Source organism: Candidatus Protofrankia californiensis (genome assembly GCF_900634765.1).
GTDB lineage: Bacteria > Actinomycetota > Actinomycetes > Frankiales > Frankiaceae > Protofrankia > Protofrankia californiensis.
Window position 1 is genome coordinate 1 of the sequence record NZ_CAAAFT010000127.1, and the last position, 8,125, is coordinate 8,125.

The following is an 8,125-nucleotide window of genomic DNA, read 5'->3' on the forward strand; positions in this document are numbered from 1 at the left end:
TCTATCAAACAGCCACCGGGACCTGACCAGTTACTCAGATTTTCTGTAACTAATCCAATCAATTTCTTCCCTTTTAAGTAATACTACGATTAAAAAGGCGGGGTTGTGCTGCATTCTCCATTTCTTTCGCCAATCCTCGCCAACTGGAAATGCTAACGTACTGCGCCCTCCATTTAAAGTCCATTGCGTCGTTCCCTTGATCTGAACTCTGATCGACCCTTCAATAAATTTGATTTCGCCATCAAGCGCGAATATATCTTCATCGGGCGAGTTCTCGGAGAATGGGATATGCGCATGGGCGCAGACCTTGCGCACATATGAGACCCCGTAGCGACCGATCGCACCGCTGAGATCTAAGCGCCCGAACTCCTGTGGAGCCACTGTCCCCCCAGAGCTTCCAAACCGAGCCAAGCGGCAGCCAGGCGATGCGCTGACTCTTAGCACTAGGTTCACTACTTTATGACAAAGGAGCCTTACTGACCAGACCAGACCGCTCGGCTTCCGCGGACGGCCGCAGATGGTCTGCTTTGCTCTTGTGGTCGAGCTGGCCTGCGCCTCGATGAGTGCCGGTGGAGAATACGGGGACGCGGGACGCGGCAGTGATCCGATGCAGGAGACCGCGTAGGTGAACGAGATGATCTCTCCGATCCAAGATGGTCTTGAAAACCACCTCAGGAAACGATGCCGTGCCCGCCACGTACCCGTTGCAGTGGTGGGCATCGGCGCGGATCGGAGAGCACCGGACACCGCTGGGCTGGATCGGAGTGTTCCAGCCCAGGTCAGCGTCAGTAGGGAGGCGGGTTTTTAAAGCTCGTAACGTTGATCCCAGCAGCACACGCGGATCTGCCCGGGTGTATCCATCGCTGTACCCAAGCCGGCGGAGGTTGGCGGACGAGCACGAACACCGGTGGACGGCGAGTGCAGGTCACGCCGACGCAGCGGACTTGTACGGACGTTGGCGGACAAAACGTCGTCAACTCTTAATCTGCGGGTTCGGGGTTCAAGTCCCTGGCGGCGCACCCATACCTATCAGGTGAGATGACGCTACGTATCTGCCTCCTGCCCACTCTGACGGCGATGGAGGCTGCAACCTGTGTTGGCGTTGGTCGCTGACGCGTTTCTACCATGCGGTACTGTTTGAAGTGCACCCCCTAGCGAGGAGGCCCGCCGTGTACGAGCTCGAGTTGCCGGCAGCTCTCCGCGATGTCGAACTTGTTGATCCCCCCGAGTGGCTCGACAGGGTACTCGCGGAGGCGGATGCGGATCTTTCTGCGGGACGGTTCCTGTCGTTCGGATCGGCCGAAGAGTTCGATGCTTACGCACGGCAGATCACCGCTGATGATGGAGAGACACTGCGTCGCACGGCATGAGGTGCATACCGGACATCTATCATGTTCGGTATGCCCACCTTCGACGCGATCGACCGCTTCTGGGCTGACTACCGACGACTGACGCATGCCCAGCGGGAGCGGTTCCTCCGGGCGCGTGACCTGTTCGTCGAAGACCTCCAAGCCGGTGCCGGCTTCCGTAAGAGCCTTCGGGTCAAGGGGTTCCGCGGGGAGCCCGGTGTCTTTGAGATGACGTGGGCGGGCGATGGTCGAGCGCTGTTCCGCTATGGCGAGTCGGAGAAGGACGGCGAGGCGCACATCATCTGGCTACGGGTCGGCACGCACGACATTTTCGACAGGCTCTGACGCGGGACCGCAGTCCGCATCCCGTCATCCTTGCTGATCATCCGGAGTGCATATGCGTGTACCCGTTGCTGTACCCGAGCCGGCGGACGTCGGCGGACGAGTACGAACACCGGTGGACGGCGGGAGCAGGCCACGCCGACGCAGCGGACGTGTACGGACGTTAGCGGACAAAACGTCGTCATCTCTTAATCTGCGGGTTCGGGGTTCAAGTCCCTGGCGGCGCGCCCCTCTTGACCAGCGGTTCCGTCATCTGGAGAGGAACCGCTGATCTGCTTCGGGTAGTTGCGCGAGCCTGCTGGCCGGCAGCAATGATGCGGATCCATCGAGCCGGTGGGCGCATCCCTAGCCGAGGACGACTCTGCGATCACCGAAGTCGGCGACGATCTTGATCGTTCCGCCGAGGGCTTCCACGTAGGCCCTGATCGTGGACAGTCCTGCGCGGTCGAGCGCACCGCGTTCAAGTTCGGAGACCGATGGCTGCTTGACGTGCATACGCTCGGCCAGCTCGACCTGAGTCAGACCCTGCTCCTCGCGGATCTCTCTGAGTCTGAAGGCGCGCACCTCGGCGTCCATACGAGCACGATGCTCCGCGACTCTGTCTTCCCTCGGAGGCCTCTTGGCTCGTGTCTGGCTCCATGTACTTGTCATCGTGTGCGCCTCCTCCCGATCAGCTTCCATGTTCACCACGCAACCACTCGTCGTACCGATCATCGGCGATCTTGATGGTGGATTCAAGCGGTCATAGCGACGCATGCTTTGCCGGCAGGGCGGGGTCACATGGTCGTAGCGCCGGCTGGATTCGTCGCGGCGAGGACCCGGCGGGCAGCGTCGGCGGGGCTTGCTCGGAGCTCACACTCCCAGAGCCGGACGACCGTCCATCCGGCCTGGCGGGCGAGCTCGGTAGCGCGTGCGTCCCGCTCACGGTTGCGTTGCATCTTCGCCGCCCACAGTGACGCGTTCGGGCCGTTGAACGTCTTGCGGCCGTGCACCGGGCAGCCGTGCCAGAAGTCACCGTCGACCCAGACTGCGATCTTCCGTCCGGGGAGGACGAGGTCGGGGTTGCAGCCGGTGGCGAGGCTGCGGCGGAGCCGGAACCTGGCGCCGGCCGCGTGCAGCGCGCGGCGCAGCAGCAGCTCCGGCTCGGTGTCGTTGTTCCGCCTGCCCCGCAGGCCCGTGGCTGCCGGCGTCGAGACCCACACGTCAGACACGTGGCAATCTTTCCACCCCGTATCCGGCAGGACCTGTCGGACCCGTCCGCTACGTTCTTCCCCAGAGGAGGGCGCCATGCAGAGCACGGAAGAAGGCAGCCCGGCTGGGGAGACGCAGCCGGGCGTGCCGTCGCCGGCCAGCGACGACGTCGGTGGCGGTGGGCCGTTCAGCGCTGTTGATCTCTTTGCTGGAGCCGGCGGGGCGTCAGCCGGGATCATCGCTGGCGGTGCTGACCTGAGGCTCGCCGCGGAGATCGACCCTGAGTATGCGTCGACGCATCAGGCCAACCTGCCGTCCGAGGTGCTGGTGGCCGACCTGCGCAACATCGACAGCGAGAAGATCGCCCGGGCGGCCGATGTCGCGCCCCGGGGAATTGTCGTTGCTGTTCGCGGGCCCGCCCTGCCAGGGCTTCTCCATCATCGGGTCGCGGGTCGTCTGGGACGAGCGGAACAACCTCTTCCTCGAGGTGCTGCGGACCGCGCGGGACCTGCGGCCCCAGTGCGTCGCCATCGAGAACGTCCCCGGCTTGGTCACTCTCGCCGGCGGCGCGTACCTCCGCTCGATCCTGCAGGGGCTGTCCGACTGCGGGTACGCGGGCGCGTGCGCGGAGCTGCTGGCAGCACAGCACAGTACGGCGCGCCGCAGATGCGGTGGCGGCTGGTCATCATCGCGTGGCGTAAGGACCTGGGCATCCCGGCGGGGTACGGCTTCCCGGCTCCCACCCACGGCGGCGAGATCGGCGACCTGCTGCCGAACTGCACCATCACCCCGTCGCAGTCCGCCGGCTTCCTCACCACCCACGACGCCATCGCCGACCTGCCCGCGGTCGAGGCTGGCGAGGAGACGGGACGTTACGTCGGGCCGCCGACGACCGCCTACCAGCACGAGATGCGCGCCGGTCTGACAGACGAGCTGTGGAACCACTACGCCGCCAAGTTGTCTGCGCCGAACCTGGAGCGGATCGCCCTTCTCAAGCCAGGCGAGGACTGGCGTGATCTGCCGCGCGAGCTGCTCCCATCCGGGATGCAAAGGGCGCTGCGGAAGGACCATACCCGCCGGTACCGGCGGATGACCTGGGACGGCGTGCCGCGCACGATCGTGACCCGGTTCCGTGACCCAAAGACCGGCGAGTATTCGTCGATTGCTGGCGATCTTGACCGCAGATCTTCCCGTCGGCGGGGCTCATGTGAGCGAATCACGGAGGCTTCAGACACCCCGAAACGACCGTGGAGGACGTCTCCACCGGAAGATTTACCGTTAAGATCGGCCGGTCCTGACGGATGCGACAGTGCCGGGTTCCTGAAGCACGTCGACCGGACGATCTACGGTGATGATCGAGACGAATGGCTCAATGCAACTGACCCGATCCGGTTCGCTCGAAGGCTATAGTCACGGCCGGCGTGTGCCGCGACACCGAGAAGGGACTACTCCAGGTAGTCACGAAGCTTCTCCGAACGTGAGGGGTGGCGCAGCTTCGCGAGCGTCCTCGATTCGATCTGCCGGATGCGTTCGCGGGTGACCCCGAACTCGTGGCCGACTTCCTCGAGCGTTCTGGGACGACCGTCCGTCAGGCCGTACCGGAGCCGGACGATCTGCCGTTCCCGATCGGACAGGGTGCGCAGGACCGCGTCGAGCTGTTCCTGGAACAGCCCGACGGTGGCCGCCTCGAACGGGACGACCGCGTCCGAGTCCTCGATGAGATCACCGAAATGGGAGTCGGCCTCCTCGCCGATCGGCGTGTCCAGCGACACCGGCTCCCGGGATATCATGAGGATCTCCTGGACCCGCTGCGGCGTAAGATCCATCTCCGTCGCGATCTCCTCCGGGCTCGGCTCCCGGCCGAGGTCGGACACGAGCTGCCGCTGGACACGGACCAGCCGGTTGATCACCTCGACCAGGTGCACCGGGATACGGATGGTGCGCGCCTGGTCGGCGAGAGCGCGGGAAATCGCCTGCCGGATCCACCACGTCGCGTAGGTGGAGAACTTGTAACCCTTCGCGTAGTCGAACTTCTCGACCGCACGGATCAGACCGAGGTTGCCTTCCTGGACAATATCCAGGAAGGGCATGCCGCGGCTGACGTAACGCTTCGCGATCGACACGACGAGCCGCAGATTGGCCTCGACCAGCCTGCGTTTGGCGATCTGCCCGTCTCCTTCGACGGCCTCCAGCTCGCGGCGTTCCCGCGGCGTCATCGCACCCGTCGCGGTTGCGAGCTTGTGGGCGGCAAACACCCCGGCCTCGATCCGCCTGGCGAGATCAACCTCCCCCTCGGCGGTGAGCAAGGCGACCTTCCCGATCTCCTTGAGGTACATCCGCACCGGGTCGGAGGTCGGCGCCGCGCTCGCCGGCTCCTCGCGCCCGCGGCGACGACGGGCGGACGGGGCCGCGTCAGGGTCCTCATCCCGAGCATCGAAGATCTCGACGCCCTCGCCGGCGAGCAGTTCCGCGGCTGCGTCGGTCCGCTCAGGCGGTAGGTATGCCGCCTGAGCGGTGGTGGTCACGTCGGCGGCCGTGACGAAACCGGTCTCCTCACCTCGGAGGAGGAGATCCTTGACCGCCTCCCCGAGGGCCTCGCGCGGCTCGACGCCAGGGGCCATGGACAGAACATCACTTCCTTCTCCAGGGCACCCACGCTACGCGAGAACACGGCAGGGGGATTCCGCGTCGGCGCGCGGACCGTCCGCGCTCCTGCCGGGTACCGGCTGGGAGGCCATCGCGGTAGCGTCCGGGTAGAACGCTGCGCCCGCCGCCGTCCCAAACGGCCAAGGTCACGAAGCGGGCGATCGCCGTCCACGGCGACTACGCGGGCGACCGGTGCGGGCGGTACGAGGTGAACCATCTGCTGTCGCTAGAACTCGGCGGGGTGTCGTAGAACGTACCCAACCTGAGGCCGCAGAACCCGCCGTCGACGAAACCCCAAGGCCGATGACGAGTACGCCACCCGCCAGGCGGTACACGCCGGACAGACGCCGCTCGGCGCGGCACCGAAGGAGGTTGCGTCAAAGGCTCGGACACTTTCATCACCAGAGGCGGTCGGTTCTCAGCCGCTGCGGCGGTTGTGGACGGCGGTCAGGGCATCTCCATGGTCTGCGCCCTGCGGAGCTCGTCGAAGGCGTGGGTCAGCTCGAGCTCCAGTGGGATGCGGAGCTGGTGGACGAGGTGGCTGACCGCGAGGGCGCAGGCGATCGGTAGCGCGTCGGCGTCGACCGGGGGCGCATCGGTCTCATGCACCGACAACGCGCCGGTCAGGACGAGGACGACGGCATGCGGGTCGAGGTCCGGAAGCCAGGTCGTCGCGGCGCGCATGACGTCGGCCAGCAGCGCACGCAGGTCGTCGGCGTCCAGGCCGTCCGGGAACGCCTTCTCGATCAGCCCGAGCGTCAGCGCGTGCAGCACGTCCCTGACCTGCTGTTCGTCACAGGTGCGTAGCCGGGCGCACGCGTCACGAAGCGCGGCCGGGTCGTGAGCCGCCGCGGCCGCGACGGCGGTGGTCACCGCGCTGTGGACGGCGAGACCGGACGGTGGGAGTCCAGCCGTCGTCATGCGGACTCGACCTGGGGATACTCGGATATCGCCGTTCTTCGCATGCGGTTATGGTGACCCATCCGGCCCGGCCGGAGCGTGGACGCCGCCCGTGTCCGGGGTCCACGGGGATGATTGTCAATGATCGTGCCGACATGACGCCCGACCTCACCGAGGAAGCGCTGCGACACGTGCATCTGCGCTACCGGCTGGCCACGGCCGTCACCGATGCCTGTGGGGTGCAAGTACAGCGTCAGGCCCCTGAGCTGCGCGGAGAGTCGACTGAGAATGACCTCTCATGATCTCGACGATGGTGTTCCTGTTGGCGTAACGTCTCCTTGGTCTGGTCTGCCGGGTCTGTTGCGTTATGGGAAAGCAAGACATGGCGGACCCTGCCTGAATGTTGATCAGACCGCCAGGGCGAACTCGGTGAAGGCAGCCGACACCCGCAGATGCAGGTCGACCTCGACGCCGAGTTCGTAGGGCACTGTTGCATTCGCCGATCACAGGCGATCTTCACTGCGGATCTTCCTGCCAGACGTGCTTGTGTGCCCCGATTGGTGGGACCACCGGCAGCCTGGAACTGCGCTGGTGAGCCTCAGCGCCGGAACGACTTACGGCCAAGATCCTCACCTGCACGCCGCAGGCGTCACCGTGCTCGAGGTGAACCGGCCCGACCGCGCCGCCCCGCGGCACAACCGACACCCTCGATGCGGAGGCCGCCGCCCGTGCCGTCCTTGCCGGGCAGGCCACCGCGACTGCGAAGACCGGCGACGCCCCCGGTGGAGATGGCCCGGATGTTCCGGCTGGCCAAGACCTCGGCGGTCAAGGCCCGCGCCCAGGGGCGTCAACCAGCTCACAGCCGTCCTGGTCTGCACTGACCCGGCGCTGCGGGAGTCCCTGGCCGGTCTCGGCCGCACCACGCTGGTCCGTCGGTGCGCCGCTCTCGACGCGGTCGACCCGACCGACACCAGTACCGCCGCCATCAGCTTCACGGCCCGGGCCTATCCCGGCCTGCACGGTGGCACCCCGGCACCGAGCACGACACTCAGACCGATGTGGCGGGCTGGGCGGGTGTCGAGGTGGGTGTATCCGGTGTGGGCGCCGCGAAGAGGCCGACGAAGCGGTTGGCCGCGCGCAGCGTGCCGCCCAGGCGGACGTCTCCGGCGCGGACGGCGTCGCCGAGGCTCCGGCGACCGAAGATCACTGAGCGCAGGGTGGAGGGGTCGGTGTCGATGACCGCGTCCGGGGCAATCCCGTCCACGGTGTTGCCGTCCGGGCTGGCCGCCCTGGTGGTCGCGCGGCTCACCTCGAGGTGCCCGTCGGTCACGGTGACATCGAAATGGTCGTCGTTCAGCCGCAGTGTGTAGACAGCCCGGAGGCGTCCGGCCGTCGCGGCGTCGAAGGTGGTCTTCAGTGCGATGATCAGCGCGTCGACCCCGGGCTCGGTGGTGGATGTCATCGGCGTCCGGCTGCCCCAGCGGCCGAGTTCGAGCAGGACGGGTTCAAGGCCGCGGCCGCGGTCGGTCAGTTCGTAGACGCGCGTGCCCTCCGGCGGGTCCAGGTGGCGACGATGCACGATCCCGGCCTCTTCGAGCTCGCGCAGGCGGGTGGAGATCACGTTCGGGCTCGCCTCCCGTAGGCCGCGCCGGAGCTGGGTGACCCGCGGTGTCGGGGGGATCGGCGCGGTCAGCCTG

General features: G+C 66.4%; 10 protein-coding genes and 1 pseudogene. 5 read left to right on the top strand and 6 right to left on the bottom strand.

Going from position 1 to position 8,125, the window contains the following annotated elements; all coding sequences use genetic code 11:
- Positions 1-30: 30 nt before the first annotated feature.
- Positions 31-381: a DUF4365 domain-containing protein gene (locus DD1DGNOD_RS26665; RefSeq protein ID WP_165036505.1), complete on the bottom strand. Its 351-nt coding sequence runs from the start codon at positions 379-381 to the stop codon at positions 31-33.
- A 788-nt stretch (positions 382-1,169) separates the two neighbouring features.
- Here DD1DGNOD_RS26665 and DD1DGNOD_RS07505 point away from each other — a divergent pair.
- Entirely contained in the window at positions 1,170-1,370 is a 201-nt protein-coding gene (locus tag DD1DGNOD_RS07505; protein ID WP_131765846.1) for a hypothetical protein, read from the top strand.
- Positions 1,371-1,391: 21 nt separating this feature from the next.
- The gene (locus DD1DGNOD_RS07510; protein ID WP_241251303.1) at positions 1,392-1,694 is read left to right on the top strand and encodes a hypothetical protein; all 303 of its coding nucleotides are present in this window, start codon (positions 1,392-1,394) and stop codon (positions 1,692-1,694) included.
- 342 nt (positions 1,695-2,036) lie between these two features.
- On the opposite strand, the gene DD1DGNOD_RS07515 is transcribed toward DD1DGNOD_RS07510, so the two are convergent.
- Positions 2,037-2,267, bottom strand: a complete 231-nt coding sequence (locus DD1DGNOD_RS07515) for a helix-turn-helix domain-containing protein (protein ID WP_206443013.1) — start codon at positions 2,265-2,267, stop codon at positions 2,037-2,039.
- A 200-nt stretch (positions 2,268-2,467) separates the two neighbouring features.
- On the bottom strand, positions 2,468-2,902 hold the full coding sequence (locus DD1DGNOD_RS07520) for a very short patch repair endonuclease (RefSeq protein ID WP_206443014.1): 435 nt from the start codon (positions 2,900-2,902) through the stop codon (positions 2,468-2,470).
- A gap of 76 nt (positions 2,903-2,978) precedes the next feature.
- Between DD1DGNOD_RS07520 and DD1DGNOD_RS31090 the strand changes: the two are divergent.
- Positions 2,979-3,242, top strand: a pseudogene (locus DD1DGNOD_RS31090) (DNA cytosine methyltransferase); the annotation flags it as partial.
- 16 nt (positions 3,243-3,258) lie between these two features.
- A complete protein-coding gene (locus DD1DGNOD_RS31095) occupies positions 3,259-3,807 on the top strand; it encodes a DNA cytosine methyltransferase (RefSeq protein WP_430827771.1) in 549 nt (182 codons plus the stop codon).
- 520 nt (positions 3,808-4,327) lie between these two features.
- On the opposite strand, the gene rpoD is transcribed toward DD1DGNOD_RS31095, so the two are convergent.
- Both rpoD and DD1DGNOD_RS07535 read right to left on the bottom strand, forming a co-directional pair.
- Positions 4,328-5,503 carry an RNA polymerase sigma factor RpoD gene (rpoD, locus tag DD1DGNOD_RS07530; RefSeq protein ID WP_131769749.1) on the bottom strand — a complete coding sequence of 392 codons (1,176 nt, stop codon included), beginning with the start codon at positions 5,501-5,503 and terminating at the stop codon, positions 4,328-4,330.
- 472 nt (positions 5,504-5,975) lie between these two features.
- Complete coding sequence (locus DD1DGNOD_RS07535; protein ID WP_131769750.1) at positions 5,976-6,449, bottom strand: hypothetical protein; 474 nt, start codon at positions 6,447-6,449, stop codon at positions 5,976-5,978.
- A 110-nt stretch (positions 6,450-6,559) separates the two neighbouring features.
- Between DD1DGNOD_RS07535 and DD1DGNOD_RS26670 the strand changes: the two genes are divergently transcribed.
- Positions 6,560-6,730 (top strand): hypothetical protein, encoded by a 171-nt coding sequence (locus tag DD1DGNOD_RS26670; protein ID WP_165034818.1) that lies wholly within the window; start codon positions 6,560-6,562, stop codon positions 6,728-6,730.
- A gap of 746 nt (positions 6,731-7,476) precedes the next feature.
- On the opposite strand, the gene DD1DGNOD_RS26675 is transcribed toward DD1DGNOD_RS26670, so the two are convergent.
- The coding region (locus tag DD1DGNOD_RS26675; RefSeq protein ID WP_165036507.1) for a winged helix-turn-helix transcriptional regulator at positions 7,477-8,125 on the bottom strand (649 nt) is incomplete at its 5' end.